Origin of the sequence: Xanthomonas sp. 3793 (genome assembly GCF_024806835.1) — a bacterium.
GTDB lineage: Bacteria > Pseudomonadota > Gammaproteobacteria > Xanthomonadales > Xanthomonadaceae > Xanthomonas > Xanthomonas arboricola_F.
Genome location: NZ_JANTYU010000003.1, coordinates 387293 through 406828 on the forward strand (window position 1 = coordinate 387293; position 19536 = coordinate 406828).

The 19536-nt window shown below is 65.2% G+C and carries 17 protein-coding genes and 1 pseudogene; 5 read left to right on the forward strand and 13 right to left on the reverse strand.

From position 1 onward, the window contains the following. Window positions 1-60: 60 nt before the first annotated feature. A complete protein-coding gene (gene ubiE, locus FHY18_RS12030) occupies window positions 61-822 on the reverse strand; it encodes a bifunctional demethylmenaquinone methyltransferase/2-methoxy-6-polyprenyl-1,4-benzoquinol methylase UbiE (RefSeq protein WP_029218915.1) in 762 nt (253 codons plus the stop codon). Window positions 823-909: 87 nt separating this feature from the next. Between ubiE and FHY18_RS12035 the strand changes: the two genes are divergently transcribed. The 4 genes from FHY18_RS12035 to FHY18_RS12050 all read left to right on the forward strand — a co-directional run bounded on the left by FHY18_RS12035 (window position 910) and on the right by FHY18_RS12050 (window position 4904). Beyond that, window positions 910-2559 (forward strand): MFS transporter, encoded by a 1650-nt coding sequence (locus tag FHY18_RS12035; protein ID WP_259155287.1) that lies wholly within the window; start codon window positions 910-912, stop codon window positions 2557-2559. Then, a complete protein-coding gene (locus FHY18_RS12040) occupies window positions 2556-3644 on the forward strand; it encodes an HlyD family secretion protein (RefSeq protein ID WP_259155288.1) in 1089 nt (362 codons plus the stop codon). Before FHY18_RS12035 ends, FHY18_RS12040 begins: the two co-directional genes overlap by 4 nt. 307 nt (window positions 3645-3951) lie before the next feature. After that, complete coding sequence (locus FHY18_RS12045; protein ID WP_259155289.1) at window positions 3952-4452, forward strand: GNAT family N-acetyltransferase; 501 nt, start codon at window positions 3952-3954, stop codon at window positions 4450-4452. Then, window positions 4449-4904 carry a nucleoside deaminase gene (locus FHY18_RS12050; protein WP_259155290.1) on the forward strand — a complete coding sequence of 152 codons (456 nt, stop codon included), beginning with the start codon at window positions 4449-4451 and terminating at the stop codon, window positions 4902-4904. The genes FHY18_RS12045 and FHY18_RS12050 overlap by 4 nt, the downstream gene beginning before the upstream one ends. A gap of 784 nt (window positions 4905-5688) precedes the next feature. Here the strand turns inward: FHY18_RS12050 and hslU are convergent. The 9 genes from hslU to FHY18_RS12095 all read right to left on the reverse strand — a co-directional run bounded on the left by hslU (window position 5689) and on the right by FHY18_RS12095 (window position 14199). After that, entirely contained in the window at window positions 5689-7056 is a 1368-nt protein-coding gene (gene hslU, locus FHY18_RS12055) for an ATP-dependent protease ATPase subunit HslU (protein WP_259155292.1), read from the reverse strand. A gap of 100 nt (window positions 7057-7156) precedes the next feature. Continuing rightward, window positions 7157-7708, reverse strand: coding sequence for an ATP-dependent protease subunit HslV (gene hslV / locus FHY18_RS12060; protein WP_005997221.1), 552 nt, complete (start codon window positions 7706-7708; stop codon window positions 7157-7159). 189 nt (window positions 7709-7897) lie between these two features. After that, complete coding sequence (locus FHY18_RS12065; protein WP_259155296.1) at window positions 7898-8371, reverse strand: DUF1203 domain-containing protein; 474 nt, start codon at window positions 8369-8371, stop codon at window positions 7898-7900. A gap of 177 nt (window positions 8372-8548) precedes the next feature. Continuing rightward, window positions 8549-9457: a tyrosine recombinase XerC gene (xerC, locus tag FHY18_RS12070; RefSeq protein ID WP_259155297.1), complete on the reverse strand. Its 909-nt coding sequence runs from the start codon at window positions 9455-9457 to the stop codon at window positions 8549-8551. A 75-nt stretch (window positions 9458-9532) separates the two neighbouring features. Continuing rightward, window positions 9533-10204 (reverse strand): DUF484 family protein, encoded by a 672-nt coding sequence (locus FHY18_RS12075; protein ID WP_259155298.1) that lies wholly within the window; start codon window positions 10202-10204, stop codon window positions 9533-9535. Beyond that, complete coding sequence (dapF, locus tag FHY18_RS12080; RefSeq protein WP_259155299.1) at window positions 10204-11055, reverse strand: diaminopimelate epimerase; 852 nt, start codon at window positions 11053-11055, stop codon at window positions 10204-10206. The genes FHY18_RS12075 and dapF overlap by 1 nt, the downstream gene beginning before the upstream one ends. Beyond that, complete coding sequence (locus FHY18_RS12085) at window positions 11045-11299, reverse strand: lipoprotein (protein WP_259155300.1); 255 nt, start codon at window positions 11297-11299, stop codon at window positions 11045-11047. Before FHY18_RS12085 ends, dapF begins: the two co-directional genes overlap by 11 nt. Before the next feature lie 39 nt (window positions 11300-11338). After that, the gene (locus tag FHY18_RS12090; RefSeq protein WP_259155301.1) at window positions 11339-11737 is read right to left on the reverse strand and encodes a YbaN family protein; all 399 of its coding nucleotides are present in this window, start codon (window positions 11735-11737) and stop codon (window positions 11339-11341) included. A gap of 350 nt (window positions 11738-12087) precedes the next feature. Beyond that, entirely contained in the window at window positions 12088-14199 is a 2112-nt protein-coding gene (locus FHY18_RS12095) for a S9 family peptidase (protein WP_259155302.1), read from the reverse strand. 109 nt (window positions 14200-14308) lie between these two features. Between FHY18_RS12095 and FHY18_RS12100 the strand changes: the two genes are divergently transcribed. Beyond that, window positions 14309-15493: a pyridoxal phosphate-dependent aminotransferase gene (locus tag FHY18_RS12100; RefSeq protein WP_259155303.1), complete on the forward strand. Its 1185-nt coding sequence runs from the start codon at window positions 14309-14311 to the stop codon at window positions 15491-15493. A gap of 304 nt (window positions 15494-15797) precedes the next feature. Here FHY18_RS12100 and FHY18_RS12105 read toward each other — a convergent pair. From FHY18_RS12105 to FHY18_RS12115, 3 genes and pseudogenes are all read right to left on the reverse strand, one after another. After that, window positions 15798-16073: pseudogene (locus FHY18_RS12105) on the reverse strand (AAA family ATPase); the annotation flags it as partial. A 743-nt stretch (window positions 16074-16816) separates the two neighbouring features. Next, complete coding sequence (locus FHY18_RS12110; protein ID WP_259155304.1) at window positions 16817-18910, reverse strand: prolyl oligopeptidase family serine peptidase; 2094 nt, start codon at window positions 18908-18910, stop codon at window positions 16817-16819. Window positions 18911-18979: 69 nt separating this feature from the next. Then, window positions 18980-19291, reverse strand: a complete 312-nt coding sequence (locus FHY18_RS12115; protein WP_259155305.1) for a hypothetical protein — start codon at window positions 19289-19291, stop codon at window positions 18980-18982. Window positions 19292-19536: the final 245 nt, after the last annotated feature.

A 19536-nucleotide genomic window follows, 5' to 3' on the forward strand; every position in this document is an offset into this window, starting at 1 on the left:
GCGCTACCAAGCGCGGCGCGCGATGCGCGCGCCGCGTCGGCACTCGACCGTGCGGCGGATTCAGATCTTGTAGCCGGAGTGGATTGCCACGATGCCGCCGGTCAGATTCTTGTAGTGGCAGCGCGCAAATCCGGCCTCGCCCATCATGCCCTTGAGCGACTCCTGCGGCGGATGCTTGCGGATGCTTTCGGCCAGGTACTGGTAGCTGTCGGCATCGCGCGCGAACAACTGGCCCAGCTTGGGCAGGATCTTGAACGAGTGGAAGTCGTAGATCGGCTTGAACCACTCGGCGGTGACTTCGGAGAACTCCAGCACGCGTGCCTGGCCGCCCACCTTCAACACGCGATACATCTCGCGCAGTGCGGCGTCCTTGTCGGTGACGTTGCGCAGGCCGAAGGAGATGGTCACCAGATCGAAGCTCTGATCCGGAAACGGCAGCGCCTCGGCATTGCATTGCACGTAGTCGAAGCCGGCCACCAGGCCGCGATTGGTCAGCCGGTCGCGACCCACCGACAACATGCCTGCGTTGATGTCGCCCAGCACCACGGCACCCTCGTCGCCCACACGCTCCTTGAGCAGCACGGCGATGTCGCCGGTGCCGCCGGCCAGATCCAGCACGCGGTCGCCCGGCTTCACCTGCGCGGTCGCCACGAAGTAGCGTTTCCATGCGCGATGGACGCCCAGGCTCATCAGATCGTTCATCAGGTCGTAGTTGCGCGCGACCGAGGTGAACACTTCGCCGACCAGCTTCTGCTTGTCCTTGGCAGCGACATCGCGAAAGCCGAAATGGGTGGTACCGGAGGTATAGGGGGATTCGCTCATGCCCGGATTATCGCACTGCTGACGCCACCATGACCGCAACCGGACCACAATCGCGAACTCTTCCGCAACCGGCCCTGCGAGCCTTGCGTGCCCGACAAGTACGCCCCACGCGACTGGCAGCCCCACGAAAAGCCCACCCTGCCGGGGTCGGCATCCACGCCGCTGCACCCGACCCGGCGCCGCATTCAGTACGGCCTGGTCGGCCTGGTGGTGGCGCTGACCGGCGGGCTGAGCAACGCACTGGTCACCGCCAACCTGCCATATCTGCAGGGCAGCCTGGGCGCCTATGCCACCGAAATGGCCTGGCTGCCGGCGGCCTACGTGATGACCAATATGTCGGCCAATCTGTTGCTGGTGAAGTTTCGCCAGCAGTTCGGGCTGCGCCGCTTCACCGAGATCTTCCTGGCCTTGTATGCGGCCATCGCGCTGGCGCACCTGTTCGTGCACAGCCTGAGTTCGGCGATCACCGTGCGCGCGGCGCATGGGTTGGTCGGCGCGGCGCTCAGCTCGCTGGGGCTGTACTACGTGATCCAGGCATTTCCCGGCAAGTACCGGCTCAAGGCGGTAGTGCTGGGCCTGGGTGTGACCCAGTTGGCGTTGCCGCTGGCGCGGGTGTTCTCCACCGACCTGCTGGAATTCGGGCAGTGGCAGGGTCTGTACCTGTTCGAGTTCGGGCTGGCGATCTTCGCGCTGGCCTGCGTACTGGCACTCAAGCTGCCACCCAGCGACCGCTACCGGGTGTTCGAGCCGCTGGATTTCGTCACGTTCCCCCTGTTTGCGGCCGGCGCGGCCGGGTTGGCCGCGGTGCTGTCGCTGGGGCGACTGCTGTGGTGGACCAGCACGCCGTGGCTGGGCGTAGTGCTGGCGACCTCCATCGTGCTGCTGTGCATGGCCGCCTGGATCGAACACAACCGCCGCAATCCGATGATCAATACCCGCTGGCTGGCCAGCGGCGACATGCTGCGGCTGGGCCTGGCGATCCTGCTGATCCGGCTGGTGCTGTCCGAGCAGAGCACTGGCGCGATCGGCTTCTTCCAGACCCTGGGCCTGGCCAACGATCAGCTGCAGACCCTGTTCGCGCTGATGCTGCTGGGCGCGGTGGTCGGGGTTGCCGCAAGCGCATGGCTGATCAACCCTGCGCGCGTGGCCGAGCACCTGATCATTGCGGTGGCGGCGATCTGTGTCGGCTGTTTCATGGATGCCGATGCCACCAGCCTCACCCGCCCGGAGCAGATGTACGTCAGCCAGTTCCTGCTGGCATTCGGCAGCACCTTCTTCATCGGCCCGGCGATGGTGGCCGGGCTGGGCCGGGTGATCGCCCAGCCCGGCAATCTGATCAGCTTCATCGTGTTGTTCGGCATGGCGCAGAACATGGGCGGGCTGCTCGGCAGCGCCCTGCTCGGTAGCGTGCAGATCCTCCGCGAGAAATACCATTCCAGCCAGTTGGTCGAGCATCTGGTGTTGACCGACCCGCAGGTGGCCGCGCGCGTGCAGGCGTATGCGAGCCTGTATGGCCGCAGCATCGGCGACCCGACGCTGCGCCAGGCGCAGGGCGTGCGTGCGCTCGGCAACGTGGCAACGCGCGAGGCCAATGTACTGGCCTATAACGATGTGTTTCTGCTGATCGGCTGTATCGCCATCGCCACGGGGGTGTGGATCCTGTCCGTGCTGGTGTGGCGACGCTATCTGCGGCCTCCCGTGTCACCCTCCCCTTCCGCCTCCACTGCGCGCCCATGAATACAACTGCCGACCCCACTGCCGACTCCGATCGCGCCCGTCGCCGCCGTCGCCGCATCGCCGGCGCGATTGGGTTTGGCGGGCTTGCCCTGATCGGGGTGGCGCTGGTGCTGTACGCATGGCGGCTGCCACCGTTCGTCAGCGCGATCGAGCGCACCGAAAATGCCATGGTGCATGGCCAGATCACCGTCATTGCGCCGCAGGTCAGCGGCTATGTCACGCAGGTCACCGTGCAGGATTTTGCGCATGTCAAACGTGGCCAGCTGCTGGCCACCATCGACAACCGCATTTACGCCCAGCAGCTCGAACAGGCCAAGGCACAAGTGCAGACCGCGCAAGCCAATCTCGCCAACTGGGAGCAGCAACGCCATAGCGCGGAAGCGACCATCGCCGAGCAACGCGCAGCGCTGAGCAGCAATCGGGCCCTGAGCGATCGCACCCGCTCGGCCTATGCGCGTGCGCAACAGCTGGCCGACCAGAAACTGGTGTCCGAACAGGACCGCGACACCGCCTTTGCCGCGCGCGCCCAGGCCACTGCGGGCGTAGCGCAGGCGCGTGCGGCGGTGCAGGCCGCGGAAGAAAACGCACGTAGCGTTACCGTCAATCGCGCAGCGCTCGAAGCGGCAGTGGCCAATGCGCAAGCGGCCGTGCAACTGGCGCAGATCAACCTGGACAACACGCGCATCCTGGCCCCGCGCGATGGCCAGCTCGGCCAGCTCGGCGTACGTCAGGGCGCCTACGTCACCAACGGCACGCAGTTGATGTCGCTGGTGCCGGACACGCTGTGGATCGTGGCCAATTTCAAGGAGACCCAGATGGCGAAGATCCGTATCGGCCAACGCGCCAGCTTTACCGTCGATGCCCTGGACAACGCACGCCTGCAAGGCCGCGTGCAGGAAATCTCTCCGGCCGCCGGCTCCGAATTCAGCGTGCTGCCGGCCGACAACGCCACCGGCAACTTCGTCAAGATCGCCCAGCGTATTCCGCTGCGTATCAGCGTCGACCCCGACCAGCCGCTGGCGCCGCGCCTGCGCCCGGGCATGTCGGTGGTGGTGGCGGTCGATACAGACAGCAAGGCCGATTGAACGCTGCCGACGCCATGCACGCAGGGGCGGCCAGCGAAACGCATCGGCAACCTCACAACGGGCGCGGCCTGTGCCCGGGTGGCGTGGGCCACTCATTCGCTGCGGTGACGAGTGCGTCGTCCACATCTAGCGGACCACTGCAGGCTACGTTTTAGGCGCTCCCGGCGCCCCGTCCGGCGGACGTGGACAACATCGGCAATGGCACTGTCCGCCTCAGCACCGACGCTCTCATCGTCCTGCGCGCTCGTGCCGCACGTGGCGCGCCTGCCGGCCTGCCGCCCGCAAGCGATGCCGTTATCATGCGCCGATGCCCTCCACATCCACGCCTCCCCTGCACTGGCAGCAGCTGCGCTTTACCCAGCTGAGCACACAGCAGTTGTACGCGCTGCTGCGCCTGCGCACGGACGTGTTCGTGGTGGAGCAGCAATGCGCCTACCCGGAACTGGATGGCAAGGATACCGATCCCGGCGTTCTGCATGTCCTGGGTACCACCCACACAAGCGCGCTGGCGGCCTACCTGCGCGTGCTGCCGCCGGGACTGAGTTACGCCGAACCCAGCATCGGCCGCGTGGTCGTTGCGGCCGCGTCTCGCGGCACCGGCTTGGCGCACGCCTTGTTGCGCGAGGGCATCGGCCTGGTGCATACGCACTGGCCGGGCAGCGCGATCCAGCTCGGTGCACAGGCGCATCTGCAATCGTTCTACGCGGCGCATGGATTTGCGCCGTCGTCCGCGCCGTATCTGGAAGACGGCATCCCACATCTCGACATGCTGCGCCCTGCCGGCGCGGCCACGATGGAGTCCCCATGATCACCACCCCCGACTACCGCGCATTGCTCGACACCGCCATTGCCGAAGCCCGCCAGGGCCTGGCCGAAGGCGGCATCCCGATCGGTGCTGCGCTGTATCACAACGACGGGCGCCTGCTCGGCTGCGGCCACAACCGCCGCGTGCAGGAGAACGACCCGTCCGTGCATGGCGAAACCGATGCCTTCCGCAAGGCTGGCCGTCAGCGCCGTTACAAGGACACCATCATGGTCACCACGCTGGCGCCGTGCTGGTACTGCAGCGGACTGGTGCGCCAGTTCAACATCGGCACCGTGGTGGTGGGCGAGTCGGTCACTTTCCAGGGCGGCATCGCCTGGCTGCGCGAACACGGCGTCAACGTCATCGACCTGCAAAGCCAAGACTGCATCGACCTGCTGGGCGGCTATATCGCGGCCAATCCGGACGTGTGGAACGAGGATATCGGCGAGGACTGAGCGGTTTGCTGGGTGCAACGGGTTTGATGTGCGGTGCAGATGACGGCTGACGTACTGCCTCCATCCACTCTTCGGGCGCCTTCCTCGGCACGTGAGGAAAGAAAGACTGCAACGAGAAGGCCGGCCGTGTAGCGTGATGCTGTTCGCTGGGAGCTGCTGACAGACGACTTCAGGCAGGTGTATGCAGAGCCGATGATTTGGGCCTTCGTTGCGGGGGGCTGATCTGCGGCCTGGCTGCAGCGGTTTGGCTGCAGCGGTTTAGCTGCAGCGGTTTGGCTGCAGCGGTTTGGCTGCAGAGCGGCTGATCTGCAGCTTGGCTGCAGGGCCCTTACCCGCCCACCATCGCGGGACAGGCCGTAAATCCGTCCATGGAGGCTCTTACGCGGCATCCATGCCGCGTAAGGTCTCGCGACGGTGCGCGGGCAAGGACCATCGGAGATGGTCGGTGTGCATGTGCAAGCAACGCACTACGCAAGTCGGGCAACAAGCAGCTTTTATGCGAGCGCCGACCAACGTTAGGTGCGGTGTCCTCGCCGCTTGCGGGACCGTGTGGCGGCATGGATGCCGCCACCGAGCCTCCAGGGACGGATTCACGGCGTGTCCCGCAAGCGGGGAGGGCGCAGCGCCCTCGACCGACTCGGCTTTTGACTACATCTGACGGGATGCGGCTAACAAAGCCACCTCTTGCATCGTTCTGTTAGGCGTTCCTGCCGTGCTTGCAACGCATTTGATGCCGATGCCATCCATGCAGTGCATCCGGCAGGTGCGCGCAGGTGCGCTGCGCTCAGAGGATGTAGCGGCTCAGGTCCGGATCCTGCACCAATTCGCCGAGCTGCGCATCGACATAGGCCGCATCGACGGTGACGCTCTGGCCGTCGCGATCCGGCGCCTCGTAGCTCAGCACATCGAGCAGACGCTCCAACACCGTGTGCAGACGTCGCGCGCCGATGTTTTCCTGCCGCTCGTTGACCTGCGCGGCGATCTCGGCCAGGCGGTCGACAGCGTCCGCGCCGAAGGTCAGCGTGACACCTTCGGTCTGCAGCAAGGCTTCGTACTGCTTGATCAACGCGGCCTTGGGCTCGGTGAGGATGCGCACGAAATCGGCCTTGGTCAGCGCGGTCAGTTCCACCCGGATCGGAAAGCGCCCCTGCAACTCCGGAATCAGATCGCTGGGCTTTGCAAGATGGAAGGCGCCGGAGGCAATAAACAGGATATGGTCGGTCTTGACCGTGCCGTACTTGGTCGACACGTTGGAGCCCTCCACCAGCGGCAGCAGATCGCGCTGCACACCTTCGCGACTCACATCGCCGCCATTGGAACCGGCTTCGCCGCGCTTGGCGACCTTGTCGATTTCATCGATGAACACGATGCCGTGCTGCTCGCAGGCTTCGATCGCCGCTGCACGTACGTCGTCTTCGTTGACCAGCTTGCCGGCTTCTTCTTCGATCAACAGCGGGCGCGCTGCCTTGATGGTGAGCTTGCGCTTCTGCGACTTGCCGCTGCCCAGGTTGGAAAACATCTGGCGCAGCTGCTGGCCCATTTCTTCCATGCCCGGCGGGGTCATGATGTCCATGCTGGCGTTGATCGCGACGTCCAGTTCGATTTCGCGCTCGTCCAGCTCGCCATTGCGCAGCATGCGGCGGAACTTGATGCGGGTATCGTTGTCCTGCGACGACGGCTCGTTGCGCGCGGCTTCCGGATCGAAGCCAATACCGGCTGCGCGGCGCGGCAGCAGCGCATCCAGGATGCGATCTTCGGCACGTTCTTCGGCCTGGTTGCGCACACGCACCTTGGCCTGCTCGCGGTACAACTTGACCGAGGTATCGGCCAGATCGCGGATGATCTGCTCCACGTCCTTGCCGACGTAACCCACTTCGGTAAAGCGCGTGGCTTCCACCTTGACGAACGGCGCATTGGCCAAGGTTGCCAGACGTCGCGCGATCTCGGTCTTGCCGACGCCGGTCGGGCCGATCATCAGGATGTTCTTGGGCATCACCTCGTTGCGCAGCTCTTCGGGCAGCTGCATGCGCCGCCAGCGGTTGCGCAGCGCGATGGCCACCGCGCGCTTGGCGTCGTGCTGGCCAACGATATGACGGTCGAGCTCCTGCACGATTTCGCGCGGAGTCATGGTTGAAGTATCGGAATTTGGCATTGGGGTTCGGGGATTCGTAAAAGCGGAGTAGGAACGATCGATGCATGTACGGGCGCAGGGAGGGGAGCGCTTTTGCGAATCTCCAATCCCAAATCCCGAATCACAGCTCCTCGACCACCACGTTGCGATTGGTATAGATGCAGATATCGCCAGCGATATTGATCGCTTCGGTGGCGATGGTCTTGGCATCGAGCTCGGTGTGCGCCAGCAGCGCGCGGGCGGCCGACAAGGCGTACGAGCCGCCGGAACCGATGGCGATGATGCCGTCTTCCGGTTCGATCACATCGCCGGTGCCGCTGATGATCAACGAGGTTTCTTTATCGGCGACCGCAAGCAACGCTTCGAGCTTGCCCAGGCGGCGCTCGGTGCGCCAATCCTTGGCCAACTCCACGGCGGCACGGGTCAATTGCCCATGCTTGTCGAGTTTGGCTTCGAACAGTTCGAACAGCGTAAACGCATCGGCGGCGGCACCGGCAAACCCGGCCAGGACCTGACCCTCGCGACCGAGCCGGCGCACCTTGCGCGCGTTGCCCTTCATGACGGTGTGGCCGAGCGTGACCTGGCCATCGCCCGCGACGGCGACGTGCCCACCACGCCGAACCGAAATGATGGTGGTGGCGTGAACGATGTTGGGATTCTGGCTGGGGTCCATGGGTCCTCCGGGGGTTTCCAATGAGGTGGGGACGCCCCTGCCGGGTTCAAGCGCGCTGCGCCGATGCGCCGCAGACCGCAGCGCCGACGCATGAGCGCGCGCCAGGCGCCGCTACGGCAGCGCGCGCGATGCCTCATCCCGGACCACTCAGGCCACCGTGCTTGCGCGTTGCATCGCCCCTGGGATGATTCACCCCACACGTTCCGCACGGCACGCGTAACAGCCCTGGCGTGCGTGGTGCAGGTGCACGTAGGCGATCTGCCGGTCATCCAGGCAATGCCGCAGCCACGCGGCAACCTGTTCCCCTGCGCACACCTCGGCGGCGACCAGATGATCACGATGATCGTAGCTACGTAGCGATATCAGCCGTGAGCGGATCGCCGGTGGTACCGCATCGGGCTGCAGCTGCGCCGGTGTCGCCGCACTGCGGACGAAGATCGGCCCGCTGGCGCGGTAGGGCGAGTCGGCGGGTTGATGCAGGTAGGGCAACAACAGCAGCGGTTCACCCGCGCGCGCATCCTGCAGGCTGACGCGACAGGGAAACCCATGGTCGGCATCGGCGATCACGCGCACGGCCTGATGGCTTGCCAGCGCAGCATCGTCGAGTCCATGCAGGTGGGTGAACAGGGCCGGATCGAGTCCGGTCAGACGGAAGGTGGCCATGTTGATCTTCCAGGGATTGGAAGCCCAGGATGACGCGCGCATGCCGGGCCCGCTCGCCGTGTTCGGACATGACACCCCTGCAAGTGCGTTCGCCCAGTCCCGCGCACTGACACTGCAGCAACCTGCCGAGCGCACCGATGCAATCGCGTGCCTGCCCGGTCCGCGACGATCAGCCGCTCAGTCGGCAGACTTCTTGCGCTTGGCACGCGGATGCGCGGCGTCGTAGACCTTGGCCAGGTGCTGGAAATCCAGGTGCGTGTAGATCTGCGTGGTGGCGATATCGGAATGACCGAGCAGCTCCTGCACACCGCGCAGATCGCCCGACGACTCCAGGATATGGCTGGCAAAACTGTGCCGCAGCATATGCGGGTGCACGTCCTTGAACATGCCCTGGCGCACGGCCAATTGCTTGATGCGGATCTGCACCGCACGCTGCGAAATCGCACCGCCGGCGCGCCCGGGGAAGACATGCGTTTCGGCACGTCCGCCGCTGTCGCGCTGCCATTGGCGCAAGGCCGCAATCGCATGCGAACCCACCGGCACCAGGCGCTGCTTGCCGCCCTTGCCCAGCACCATCACCAGGCCGCTGGCCAGATCCAGATCGCGCCAGCGCAATGCGCAGAGCTCGCTCAAGCGCAACCCCGACGAATAGAACAGTTCCAGCAATGCGCGATCGCGCAAGCCCAGCGGCGCATCCGTCGGCACCTCGACCAGGCGCACGGCCTCATCGGCATCGAGCACCTGCGGCAACTTGCGCGGCGCCTTGGGCGCCCGCAACGCCGCCGCGGGGCTGGCCGCGATACGGCCGTGCTTGAGCAACCAGGCGTAATAGCTGCGGCATGCAGACAGGCGCCGCTGCAGGCTCTTGGCGGACAGGCCGCGCCGGTGTTCTGCCGCAACAAACTGACGCAGCTGCGCGCTGTCCAGCTGTGCGACGTCCAACCCGACCGCGACACCCGCAGCATCCTTGTGTTCGGCTGCCCAGCTCAGCAACGCGGCAAGATCGCGCCGATACGCATCCAGCGTGTGCGCTGACACCTGACGTTCGACCTGCAGATACGCCAGAAATCCTTCGACCGAGGACATCTCAGCTACCCTGCCGCCGCCGCAGCGACGCTGGGGTGCACAGCAGGCCGCGCATTGCATGGCCTGCCACTGCCATCACGGCGTGAAACGCTGCAGCGCCACGCCCAGCGACTCGCCCATCATGCGCAGGAACAAAGTGCCCATGCCGGGATAGAACCGGTTGGCATCGCTGCTGCCGACCGCAATCAGGCCGACACCCGGCAACGGCAGCAACGCGGTGGATTGCACCGCATCCGCCTGTTCGGCATACAGCAGCGCGTGTTTTTCAGCCTGCAGCCGGCCGCAGATCGGCTCGCCATCGCTCAGGCAATCGCGAAACGGGGCCAGGCGCGCATCGTCGGCGGCGATCACCTGCAACCAATCCGCGTTCAGGCCGGCGACCGGCGCGAGCACGACCAGCCGCACCAGCTCACCGTTGAAATCTTCTGCCAACGACGCAGCCATCGCCTTGAGCGTATCGGCGGCCGTGGTCTGGCGCATCAGTGCCAGCGTGAGTTGGTGGGTGCGCACCGCCAGCCGCTCATTGACCTGCGCATTGCTGCCCAGCTCGTGCAGGCGCCGCGACAGCTCGCGGTTCTTGTCGCGCAACACTTCCAGCTGATAGGTCGCCAGCGACGCGGTAGGGCCATCGTCGCGCGGCACCAGCAGGCTCACCGCCAGATCGGGGAATTGCTTGAGAAAGGTGGGATGGCGACGCAACCACGTTGCGACCTCGTGCGCGCTGAACTTGTCCGTGTTGTCGCTCATCAGTTCCATTCTCCATCGAAGACGAACACCGCCGGGCCGGACATCACCACCTCCTGCGCATCGTCGGGCCAGCGAATCTGCAGCTCGCCGCCGGGCAACGACACGCGCACGTCGCGCTCGACGCGGCCGCGCTGCATCAGCACCACCGCAGCCGCGCACGCACCGCTGCCGCAGGCCAGCGTTTCGCCGACGCCGCGCTCGAACACGCGCAGGCGCACATGCGTGGGATCCACCACCTGCGCGAACCCGACATTGACCGAATTGGGGAATGCGGCGTTTTGCTGCAGCAAGCTGCCCACACGCTCCACCGGGGCGGCATCGACACGGCCAACCTCCAGCACGGCATGCGGGTTGCCCATCGACACTGCACCAAAGCGTACCGTCTCGCCGTGCACGGGCAGCGCGTATTCGTCGCGCGCATGCGCAAATCCGGCCAGCGGAATCTGCGTGGGCTCGAACTGCGGCACGCCCATGGCCACCGCATACGTTCCCGCATCCACCTGCTCCACCGCATGTGCGGTGACCGGGCTGTCGATGAGGAAGCGCTCGCCCTGCGCGGTTCCATCGCGCACCAGCCAGGCCGCGACGCAACGCGCGCCGTTGCCGCATTGACGCGCGGCCGAGCCGTCGGAATTCCAGATGCCGTAGGCCGCCACTGCGCCTTCGCTGCGCGGGGCTTGGATGGTCAGGATCTGATCGCAGCCGACCCCGAAGTGTCGATCTGCCAGGCGCGCTGCCAGCGCAGCATCCGGCGGTGGCGTGCCGTCGCGCAGGTCCAGCACCACGAAATCGTTGCCGGCGCCATGCATTTTTGTGAAACGCAGACGCTCGCTGCGGCCGTCAGCGCTCATTGCCGCTGCTAGCGGGCTGGTCGGTGGTTGATGCGGGCTTGCCGTCGGTCTCCACCGGCGCGGGCGCAGGTGTGGACTCATCCAGCGGTTGCGGCGCATCCGGCGGCTGCGGCACGGGCTGGGCTTCCACCGGCACCGGCTTCTGCGGCATCACCAGCGGGCCCTTGTTGCCGCAAGCGGCAAGCAGGACAAAGGTCGCACCAACCAGTGCGAGACGAACGGAAGGTCGGGACATGATGCTCATGGACCGGAGTATAGCCAGAACACCCTGACTGCCGTGCGCTCAGTGCGGCGTTTGCAGCGCGCGCGGCGGCGGCTCCGGACGCAGCCACAACCAGATCGCCACCACCGTCATGCTGCCGATCGACAGGCATTTCACCCAGAACACCGGCACGCACCACAGCATGATGCCGGCGCACAGGGTCATCGTCAGCGTCGCCATCCACTTGGCCTTGCGACTGACCGCCCGATAGGTCTGCCACTCCACGATTGCCGGCCCGAAACGCGGATGCGACAGCAGCCACGCATGCAGCCGCTCGGACCCACGCGACGCCGCCCAGGCCGAAATCAGGATGAACACCGTCGTCGGCAATCCCGGCACAAAGATCCCGACAATGCCGGTCGCCAGGCTGGCATACGCCAGCAACCACCAGGCCCAGCGAAATCGGTTCGGTCGCGTCATGTGCAAATGATACGACCAGACCGGGGTGAGGTGGCCTGGCCTGCGCGTTGTCGGCGCGACCACTGCAGGCGCCGGTGGAGGCCCTGGCAAGGCAAGGCGCCCAGACGCGCGGCACTCGGACAAGCACGCCTCTTCGGCCAAGCGTGGCGGCAGTGCTCAACTCACTTTCAAGCGACCGGGGAGAAGAGCAACAACAACGAGCCCAAGCGGGGGCAACGGCCGAAGGCGGAAACACACCAAGGAGGCCGGAAACCAACCGTCCCACCCCAACGCGATGCAACAACCACCGAAACCTCAGCCATCGGCCTTGGCGAATCCCCAATCCCGACTCCCCAATCCCGGCTCCCCAGCTACTTGACGCCCAGCTGGTCCAGCACGAACGCGTACGACTCCGCCAACTCGCGGTAACGGCGGAAGCGGCCGGATTTGCCGCCGTGACCGGCTTCCATATTGGTGCGGAACACAATCGGAGCCTTGCCGGTGTTGTCGTCGCGCAACCTAGCCACCCACTTGGCCGGCTCCCAGTACTGCACCTGCGAATCCCACAGACCGGTGCCGACGAACATCGCCGGGTACGCCTGCTTGCGCACATTGTCGTAGGGCGAATACGACAGCATGTAGTCGTAGTAGTCCTTGGTTTCCGGGTTGCCCCACTCGTCGTATTCGTTGGTGGTCAACGGGATGCTGGCATCCAGCATGGTGGTGACCACATCGACGAATGGCACCTGCGCCACCATCACGCGGTAGTCCTGCGGCGCCATGTTGGCCACCGCACCCATCAGCAGGCCACCTGCGCTGCCGCCGGATGCCGCCACACGGTCCTTGGCGGCGTAGCCCTGCGCGACCAGCCCGCGGGTGACGTCGACGAAATCGTTGAAGGTGTTCTTCTTGTGCAGCAGCTTGCCATCGTCGTACCACTTGCGGCCCATTTCCTGGCCGCCGCGGATGTGCGCGATGGCGTACACCACACCACGGTCCAGCAGGCTGATCGCCGGCAGATTGAAGGACGGGTCCATCGACATGCCGTAGCTGCCGTACGCGTACTGGAACAACGCGGCCGTGCCGTCCTTCTCGAAGCCTTTCTTGTACACCAGCGACACCGGCACCTTGACGCCGTCGCGGGCCGTGACCCAGACGCGTTCGGTCTCATACTTGCCCGCGTCGTAGCCGATCACCGGTTGCTGCTTGAGCACCTTGCGCTCGCCGGTGGCGGTGTTGAGGTCGTAGGTGGTGGCCGGAGTGGTCAGCGATGTATAGCTGTAACGCAGCCACACGGTGTCCGGCTCGGGGTTGACCGACAAGCCCATCGAATACGCCGGCTCATCCGCCTTGACGTACTCATGGCTGCCATCACGCTTGAGCAGTCGCACGCGCTCCAGGCCACCGGAGCGTTCTTCGATGGCCGTGAATCCATCGAACAGCTCGAAATTTTCGATGTAGACCTTGTCATCGTGGGCGACCCAGTCGGTCCACTGCTTGCGCGTGGTGGCATCGGTGGGCGCAGTCACCAGCTTGAAGTTCTCGGCGCCATCGGCGTTGGTGCGGATCACCCAACGCCCGTCGAAATGTTCGGCGTGGTACTCCACATCGCGCTCGCGCTTGGCCAGCACCTTGAAGGTGTCCGGCTTGGCGGCCAGCGCATAACGCGTCTCGGACGACACCGTGCTTTCCACGCCGATGGTGATGTACTTGTCGTCGCGGGTACGCCCCACGCCCATGTAAAAACTGTCGTCCTTCTCTTCGTACACCAGCACGTCGTCCTTGGACGCAGTACCCAGGACGTGTTTCTTGACGCGCACGGTGAGCAGCGTTTCCGGGTCGTTTTCGACATAGAACACGGTCTTGTTGTCGTCCGCCCACACCACGTTCGGGGAGACGCCTTCCACGGTGTCCGGATAGATCTCGCCGGTGTCCAGATTCTTGAAGCGAATCGTGTATTGGCGGCGGCCGACGGCGTCGTCGGCCCAGGCAAGCAGGCGGTTGTCCTGACTGACTTCGGCCTCGCCCACGCTGAAATAGCCCTTGCCCTGGGCCATCTGGTTGACGTCCAGCAGGATTTCTTCCGGCGCCGCCATGCTGCCCTTGCGACGCGCCTGGATCGGGTAATCCTTGCCGGCTTCGAAGCGGGTGTAATACCAATAGCCGCGTTCGCGATACGGCACGCTGGCATCGTCCTGCTTGATGCGCCCGACGATCTCGTTGTAGAGCGTGTCTTCCAACGGCTTGAGCGGCGCCATCACCTGGTCGGTGTAGGCATTCTCGGCGTTGAGATAGGCCAGCATCGCCTTGTCTTCGCGCTTGTCGTCGCGCAGCCAGTAGTAATCGTCGTTACGGGTGGCGCCAAACGGCGTCTTGACCACGTGCGGGTGCTTGGCGACGTCCGGCGGCGACGGGAGAGCGGCGAAAGAGGAGGCGGATGTGGTCATCAGGCTGGCGATCAACAAGGTCAGGACAGGCTTCATCAGATTGGGGTCCGTTGGATGAACGCAATGCCATCCCAGCGACCGAGTGTGGAAGAGCCCGTCGCCGGGCGTCATGTGTCCTAGGTCATGCTGGTCTATGATCTTCGCAATGGACCCCTTGCTTTCGCCCGCGTCGGGCTACAGCCGCCGCAGCCAGGACATCGCGCCGTTCCATGTGATGTCGCTGCTGGCCCGCGCCAATGCGCTCGAACAGGCCGGTCACGACGTGATCCACCTGGAAATCGGCGAACCCGATTTCACCACTGCCGCGCCGATCGTGGCTGCCGGGCAGGCCGCATTGGCCGCCGGCCATACCCGCTACACCGCCGCACGCGGCCTGCCCGCGTTGCGCGAGGCGATTGCCGGCTTTTATGCGCAACGTTATGGCCGCAGCGTCGACCCGGAGCGGATCCTGGTCACGCCAGGCGGCTCGGGCGCGCTGCTGTTGGCCAGCAGCCTGCTGGTGGACCCGGGCAAGCACTGGCTGCTTGCCGACCCTGGGTATCCGTGCAACCGCCACTTCCTGCGCCTGATCGAAGGTGCCGCACAACTGGTTCCGGTCGGGCCGGACACCGACTACCAACTGACCCCGGCGCTGGTGGACGCGTGCTGGAACGCCGACAGCGTCGGCGCCCTGGTGGCATCGCCGGCCAACCCCACCGGCAGCGTGCTGTCGCGCGCGCAGCTGGCCGCGTTGTCGCAGGCGCTGCGTGCGCGCGGCGGGCACCTGGTGGTGGACGAGATCTACCACGGCCTGACCTATGGCCTGGACGCGCATAGCGTGCTGGAAGTGGACGACAGCGCCTTCGTCTTGAACAGTTTTTCCAAATACTTCGGCATGACCGGCTGGCGCCTGGGCTGGCTGATCGCCCCGCCCGGCGCGGTGCCCGAGCTGGAAAAACTCGCGCAAAACCTCTACATCAGCGCCTCGACCATTGCGCAGCACGCAGCGCTTGCGTGTTTCACGCCGGAAAGCATCGCCATCTTCGAAGCGCGCCGCGCGCAGTTCCAGCAACGCCGCGACTATCTGCTGCCCGCGCTACGCCAGCTTGGCTTCAACATCGCCATCGAACCCCAAGGCGCGTTCTATCTCTACGCCGACATCAGCGCGTTTTCCGACGATGCGCAGGCGTTCTGCGCGCATTTCCTGGAAACCGAGCACGTCGCCTTTACTCCCGGCATCGACTTCGGCTTCCATCGCGCCAACCAGCACGTGCGCATCGCCTACACCCAGAGCCTGCCGCGCCTGGAACAGGCGGTGGAGCGCATTGCGCGTGGGTTACGCAGTCTGTAGACGCGCCTTGCATGACACCACAGCACCTGCCATCCATAAGGCGTGTTGAGCGCGCCCTCGCGGTCAATCGCCTTCTGTCGTGACACCACGCCGGGAGCCGCTGTCACCGGCGCAGACCTTTCTAGTTCAACTTTTCAAGGCGATAGAATTGATCGATCGCCGGCACCGTCAGCAGTGCGATCTTCGGCACGCTGCTGCGCTCGAATATCCTTGCAAGGTCTTTGCGTTTTCTGCGTTCGACGACCGCGATGTGGCGCAGCATCTCCCACCTGACCCGCTCCCTGGCGCCATCGAGGCCGCCGCAACGGCGCTGCTCGAACCAGGTTCGGCGCAGATAGCGCACCAGGCTGGTCGTCACCGGGATGTCCAATAGAACAACGCCCGTTGCACGCGCCAGACGCTGCGACAGGCAGCCCAGGTAATTGCCATCCATCACCCACTGCTCTGCGGCAATGGCCGCATCGTGAAGCGCGAAAAAGTCCTGCCTGGGGCGAGGTAGCCAGGCAGTGTTCGGGAAATGATGCAGCTGATCCAGATGTACGCATGCGCATCCGCGCTTGCGCGCGATCGCCTGGGCCAAGGTCGATTTACCGCTGTTGGACGGCCCGAGAATGCACAGCCGCGGTCCCAGATCCTCGAGTTTCATTCCACCCCTCCAAGGGATATCGCGCCTGGTCATCGCAGTGGCGACAACCAGGCCCGAACGCGCCACACAGTGTTACCTCGGCACGCAGCTGACCAGATCGGAGAATTGCCGTGCAATCGCTTGCCGCTGGCCCGGCGCCGCTCGGTACCACAGCGCTAATCAATACGTGCGCATCGATACATCCGAAGCCTGTCGCGCCTGGAACAGGCAGTGGGCGTATTGAGCGTGGGTTACGCAGTTTGTGGCCACAGATCGAGCGTGTGAAGTGCTCGCAGTTCTACCGTGCACTCGCCATTGTTGCACTTGCTGTTGCTCGTGGCTTCCTCGCCTTGAAGCGGGCCGAACACCGCAGCCACTTGTGGCCGGAGGCGCGCTGTTTGAGCACAGCGAGTTGGGGCGCCGTGCCACGGATGGCGAGGAGCGCAGGGAACCGGTGCAGTTTCATCGCACCGGTTCGCGTCAGGCGCATGGTGCTGGTTACTTTTGCCGAAACAAACCCAACCCGTGCCGCAAGGCGCGGAAGCCTGGCACTTTCTAGATGCCTCGACCCACGCGATTGTTCATCGAACGGGCTTCAACCCAGCGAGCAACCGTACCCTCATCCGCCCTTCGGGCACCTTCTCCCGAGGGGAGAAGGGCTTGTATGCGAGGCGCACGCCACCGATTGTCATGCCGCATCAGTCGGCCAGGCGCTCCCACAGGAAGCTATACGCCAATGCCGACATATGCGCTGCCTGCGCGTTGTTGGCCGCACCGCCGTGACCGCCCTCGATGTTCTCGTAGTAGGTCACGTCCTTGCCGGCCTCGACCATCTTGGCCGCCATCTTGCGCGCGTGGCCCGGATGCACGCGGTCGTCGCGGGTGGAGGTCAGGAAGATCACCGGCGGATAGGTCTTCTTCGGATCGAACAGGTGATACGGCGAAAAGGTCTGGATGAAGCTCCAGTCGTCGGTGTCCGGGTCGCCGTATTCGGCCATCCACGAGGCGCCGGCCAGCAAATGGCTGTAGCGCTTCATGTCCAGCAGCGGCACCTGCACCACCACCGCGCCGAACAGCTCCGGATACTGGGTGAGCATGTTGCCGGTCATCAGGCCGCCATTACTGCCGCCCTGCACGCCCAGATGCCTGGTCGAGGTGATCTTGCGCGCGACCAGATCCTTGGCCACCGCGGCCATGTCTTCGTAGGCCTTGTGGCGGTTCTGCTTGAGCGCAGCCTGGTGCCAGCGCGGGCCGTACTCGCCGCCGCCGCGGATGTTGGCCACCACGTAGACGCCGCCCTTGTCCAGCCAGGCGCGGCCCAATCCACCGGAATAATTGGGCGTCATCGAAATCTCGAAACCGCCGTAGCCGTACAGCAGCGTCGGCGCGCTGCCATCGAGCTTGAGGTTCTTGGGGCGCACCAGGAAATACGGCACGCGGGTGCCGTCCTTGCTGGTGACAAAGTGCTGCTCGATGCTGTCCTTGCCGGCATCGAAGAACGCCGGCATGGTCTTGAGCGGCTGCGGCGCACTGCCGACGTCCACCCACGACAAGGTGGTGGGTGTGAGGTAATCGGTGACGGTCAGCCACAGCGCGTCGCTGTCGTCGCTGTCCACGGCGCTGACATCGATCGTGCCGAAAGCCGGCGCACCGACAAACGCGCTCTTCTTCCACCCGTCCTGCGATGGGGTGATGACGCTGAGCCGATTCTTGACATCTTCCAGCACGTTCAACACCAGGTGCGACTTGGTCCATGCCACGCCCGCCAGCGAGGTGGTGTCGGTCGGTGCGAACAGCACATCGAAGCTGCGCTTGCCGGCCATGAAGTCGTCAAAGCGCGTGGCCAGCAGCGAGCCCGCCGTGTAGGTCTTGCCGCCCACCGTCCATGGCTCGCGCAGCTCCAGCGTCAGCCATTGCCGCTTGACCGACTTGCTGGCCGAGTTGGGCACATCCACCTTGACCAGCTTGCCGTCGGCGCCCTTGAGATACAGCTCGTCGTTGTAGAAGGCCAGCGTGCGGCTGACAAAATCGCGCTCGAAGCCCGGGGTGTCATCGTGCATCGCCGCGATGTACATGTCGGTGGGCTTGCCCTCGTACACCACGGTGGCGGCGCCGAGCGGGGTACCGCGCTTCCACTGCTTGGCGATGCGCGGGTAGCCGGAACTGGTCATGCTGCCGGCACCGAAATCGGTGAAGACGTAGACCGTGTCCTTGTCGATCCAGCCCAGCCCGCCCTTGGATTCGGGACGGAAGAAGCCGTCCTTGACCCACTGCTTGCTGCCGAGATCGAACTCGCGGGTGACGTCGGCATCGGCGCCGCCGCGCGACAGCGCGATCAGGCAGCGCTGGTAGTCCGGGCGCAGGCAGTCGGCGCCATGCCAGACCCAGTTCTCGCCCTCGGCCTTGTTGAGCGCATCCAGGTCCAGCACCGTCTCCCACTTCGGCGAGGCCTTGCGGTACTCGTCCAGCGTGGTGCGCCGCCACAGGCCGCGCTCGTGCTGCTTGTCCTTCCAGAAGTTGTAGTAGTACTCGCCGATCTTCTGCACGCCGGGAATCTTCGCGTCCGAATCCAGCACTTCGCGGATGCTGGTTTCCATCTGCCTGAAGGCCGGCGTGGTGGCCAGGCGCGCCTCGGTCTTGGCGTTCTGGGCCTTGACCCAGTCCAGCGGCTTGGCGCCAGTGACATCTTCCAGCCAGGCGTAGGGATCGTTGGACACGGCGGTTTCCTCTGCAGAGACGGCGCCAGCGGTGATCAGGCCGGCAACCAGGCAGATCGAGGCGAACTTGGGCATGTATTTTTCCGGAAAAACCAATGCCGGAAAACCTAACACAGCCCCTTGCCCGGCCTCCCCTGCCGAAGGTCAGGCCGCCCGCGCCGGTGTCGTGGCCCGCGCGGCAACGCGCCGACGCTGTGCCTGCGGGCCACGCCGCCGCGGCAAGACCCGCCGAGCGCCCGGCCGGGTCAGCGTGGGCAGCGCGAAGCGATGCAGGCTCCACCAGGCCAGCATCGGCATGCCCACCAGCCACAGGGGCAGCCAGCCGATCCACTCGCTGTAACCGCGCGCCGCCGGCCACACCAGCACCAGCGCCAGGCCGGCAAGGGCGATCTGCCGCACCGGGCGCAACACCCGCGGATCGGGACGTTCGGAACGAGGAGAAGGACGATGCGACATGGCGGCACTCCGTGGCAGAAGGGATGAACACAGGCCGGCAGGATTGCCTGTGCCCATCTCACCGATTGCGACCCGACAGGCGAGATGCTGGCCGGGCGGGTGCGGCGCCGCGGGCTGTGCCTTGAAGTGGCTGGCGATCGGGATCGGGCAGCGAGGACGGAGGATCGAGGGATTGATCCCGATGCCGCAGTCGCCGACGCCAGACCCGACCGTTGACGCGAACTTGCCCCCTGCATGCGGTAGTG

Bases quoted from the DNA above. Each gene is read 5' to 3' on its own strand.
- ubiE (WP_029218915.1), bottom strand. From the start codon at position 822: ATGAGCGAATCCCCCTATACCTCCGGTACCACCCATTTCGGCTTTCGC.
- FHY18_RS12040 (WP_259155288.1), top strand. From the start codon at position 2,556: ATGAATACAACTGCCGACCCCACTGCCGACTCCGATCGCGCCCGTCGC.
- FHY18_RS12045 (WP_259155289.1), top strand. From the start codon at position 3,952: ATGCCCTCCACATCCACGCCTCCCCTGCACTGGCAGCAGCTGCGCTTT.
- FHY18_RS12050 (WP_259155290.1), top strand. From the start codon at position 4,449: ATGATCACCACCCCCGACTACCGCGCATTGCTCGACACCGCCATTGCC.
- hslU (WP_259155292.1), bottom strand. From the start codon at position 7,056: ATGCCAAATTCCGATACTTCAACCATGACTCCGCGCGAAATCGTGCAG.
- hslV (WP_005997221.1), bottom strand. From the start codon at position 7,708: ATGGACCCCAGCCAGAATCCCAACATCGTTCACGCCACCACCATCATT.
- FHY18_RS12065 (WP_259155296.1), bottom strand. From the start codon at position 8,371: ATGGCCACCTTCCGTCTGACCGGACTCGATCCGGCCCTGTTCACCCAC.
- xerC (WP_259155297.1), bottom strand. From the start codon at position 9,457: ATGTCCTCGGTCGAAGGATTTCTGGCGTATCTGCAGGTCGAACGTCAG.
- FHY18_RS12075 (WP_259155298.1), bottom strand. From the start codon at position 10,204: ATGAGCGACAACACGGACAAGTTCAGCGCGCACGAGGTCGCAACGTGG.
- dapF (WP_259155299.1), bottom strand. From the start codon at position 11,055: ATGAGCGCTGACGGCCGCAGCGAGCGTCTGCGTTTCACAAAAATGCAT.
- FHY18_RS12085 (WP_259155300.1), bottom strand. From the start codon at position 11,299: ATGAGCATCATGTCCCGACCTTCCGTTCGTCTCGCACTGGTTGGTGCG.
- FHY18_RS12090 (WP_259155301.1), bottom strand. From the start codon at position 11,737: ATGACGCGACCGAACCGATTTCGCTGGGCCTGGTGGTTGCTGGCGTAT.
- FHY18_RS12095 (WP_259155302.1), bottom strand. From the start codon at position 14,199: ATGAAGCCTGTCCTGACCTTGTTGATCGCCAGCCTGATGACCACATCC.
- FHY18_RS12100 (WP_259155303.1), top strand. From the start codon at position 14,309: ATGGACCCCTTGCTTTCGCCCGCGTCGGGCTACAGCCGCCGCAGCCAG.
- FHY18_RS12110 (WP_259155304.1), bottom strand. From the start codon at position 18,910: ATGCCCAAGTTCGCCTCGATCTGCCTGGTTGCCGGCCTGATCACCGCT.
- FHY18_RS12115 (WP_259155305.1), bottom strand. From the start codon at position 19,291: ATGTCGCATCGTCCTTCTCCTCGTTCCGAACGTCCCGATCCGCGGGTG.